The organism is bacterium (assembly GCA_023150945.1).
GTDB lineage: Bacteria > Zhuqueibacterota > Zhuqueibacteria > Zhuqueibacterales > Zhuqueibacteraceae > Coneutiohabitans.
In genome coordinates, this window is record JAKLJX010000090.1 from 1 (window position 1) to 618 (window position 618).

Below are 618 nucleotides of genomic sequence, written 5' to 3' on the forward strand. Positions count from 1 at the left end.
CGAGCGGTCGCTACCGAGGGGAGTGTATGGACGCACCAGAGACGCCGAAGAACTACTTGACCGCGGACTATAGTATCAAGTCGTGGTTGCTGACGGTCGATCACAAGCGCATCGCCGTACTTTACCTCGTTTCGATCACGGCGATGTTCCTGCTCGGCAGTGCCTTCGCCGCCGGAATACGCCTGGAGTTGCTGACACCCCGCGGCGATTTGTTCACGTCCGATACCTACAACAAACTCTTCACGATGCACGGCATCGTGATGGTGTTCTTCTTCCTCATACCGTCGATTCCAGCCGTCCTGGGGAACTTCCTGGTTCCCATCATGATCGGAGCTCGCGATCTCGCCTTTCCGAAGATCAACCTGCTGAGCTGGTATATCTACGTCATCGGCGCGACGTTCGCGATGTTCGCGATGATCACCGGTGGCGTCGACACCGGTTGGACCTTTTACACGCCTTACAGCAGTTGGGTTTCGCACACCAACGTGACCGCGACAGCCATCGGCATCTTCATCACGGGGTTTTCGTCGATTCTGACCGGCCTCAATTTCATCGTCACCATACACCGGATGCGGGCTCCCGGGCTCACCTGGTTCCGTATGCCGCTATTCATCTGGG

General features: G+C 57.1%; 1 protein-coding gene. It reads left to right on the forward strand.

Annotated elements, in window-relative coordinates:
- Positions 1-26: 26 nt before the first annotated feature.
- Positions 27-618, forward strand: a 592-nt coding sequence (locus tag L6R21_28185; GenBank protein ID MCK6563084.1) for a cbb3-type cytochrome c oxidase subunit I, incomplete at its 3' end; no start/stop codon positions are given.